At 59.7% G+C, this 1,497-nt stretch carries 2 protein-coding genes and 1 pseudogene; all 3 read left to right on the forward strand.

The genetic code is table 11. The features are described 5' to 3' along the window. Positions 1-289, forward strand: a 289-nt coding sequence (locus tag ACWGS9_RS34800; RefSeq protein WP_454509431.1) for a hypothetical protein, incomplete at its 5' end; no start/stop codon positions are given. Between the two features lie 181 nt (positions 290-470). After that, on the forward strand, positions 471-1,154 hold the full coding sequence (locus ACWGS9_RS34805) for an aminotransferase class V-fold PLP-dependent enzyme (RefSeq protein WP_454509432.1): 684 nt from the start codon (positions 471-473) through the stop codon (positions 1,152-1,154). Then, positions 1,151-1,420, forward strand: a pseudogene (locus tag ACWGS9_RS34810) (pantoate--beta-alanine ligase); the annotation flags it as partial. The gene ACWGS9_RS34805 and the pseudogene ACWGS9_RS34810, both read left to right, overlap by 4 nt. Positions 1,421-1,497 lie beyond the last annotated feature (77 nt).

A 1,497-nucleotide genomic window follows, 5' to 3' on the forward strand; every position in this document is an offset into this window, starting at 1 on the left:
GTTCCTCTCCGCGACGGTAATGCTGAACGACGGCAAGAAGGACCCAGGCGCCAGCCTTTGGGATTGGTCGCAGCTTCAGACGCTAAACGATCCCGCTCGTATCTGCACTGAATTTCACAAGGAGCTGGCCGATCCGTGTATCGGCAATGCGACCGTGCTGCCGGGCCTTGAGCCAACAATCTTCGGCGCGCTAACCCTCGCGGCCATTGTCGTACTCGCGATGCACTGGCGTGCCGTGGTGACGGGCCAACTGCATGAGCCCCCATCGATCACGACCCACGGTAAGTAAGTTATCGACACCGTCCGACGCTCGCTCAGGGTGCTCTATTCGTGTAGCATCAGGGTTGGGGGAGCGTGTCCGATTCTGACGTCAGCTCCAGTTCAATACTGCGCCCGACCGACTGAGCTGCGGTCGGCCGTTGAGGAGATTCGTAGTAATCGGTATGACGAATGCAGCGATACATACCACCGTGGCGAAGTTCCTCAGGAAACAACAAGACGTGGTGTCTCACATCCATCTGGATGCGAACGCTGACGCGCCCGCGACTTACCGCGTGCAGGCTGCCGTCCTAGAGGCATTGGTCGGTGGCAATCCCTCGAGTGCGCATACTGCGGGAGAGGATGGCCGATCGATCCTTACAGCAGCCCGAGATGCGGTCGCCGAGCTCAGCGATGGCGTGTTCCCCGAACAAGTAGTGTTCACGTCTGGCTGCACCGAAGCGAATAACACGATTGTAGCCTCGGCGTGGAAGGCGCGCGCGACGCTTATCACGACTTCGGTGGAACATCCCTCAATTTCGCGACCTGCCCAAGCCTACTCCGCCGAGGGTGGCAAGGTCATAACGCACGTCGTACTCGAGAAGATACCGGAAGCACTTGCCCGGCTGATTACACAGGAAGTTGCAATTCCCACAATCGGTATCGGTGCATCGCCGGCCTGCGACGGTCAAATCCTGGTTGTCGATGACATGCTGGGCCTGTTCGGCACCGTCCGGCCGAAATTTGTCAAGCGCTATGCGGAGCTTGCGGATGTCGCCAACGCAGCGATCGCGGCATTCGCAAAAGCAAAAGATGTGCGCGAACGCTGCTTTCCGGCCGCCGATCACGTATTCGGCGATGAGACGGGCACGGTTAGTGGAGGAGAAGGCGCATGAGCACCGCGATCGTCCGGATCGTCTCCGAATTGCGCAGCATCGTTGCTGCTTGGCGCCGCGAGGGCCTAAGGATTGCCGTTGTGCCAACCATGGGCGCCCTGCATGAGGGTCATCTCAGCCTCGTGCGGGCCGCGCTGGCCAAGGCTGATCGGGTGATTGTGACGCTGTTCGTCAACCCGAGGCAATTCAACAATGCCGATGACCTGGCTGCCTATCCGCGCACGGAACACGATGACGCCGCCAAGCTCGCATCTGCTGGGGCCCATGGTCGCAGACTCATAATTTCTGAGCCAGATGCGCACTGAAGCGAGCTTGATGGCAGCGAGGAAATTGAGCGGATCGC

Source organism: Mesorhizobium sp. Arg314 (assembly GCF_053714275.1).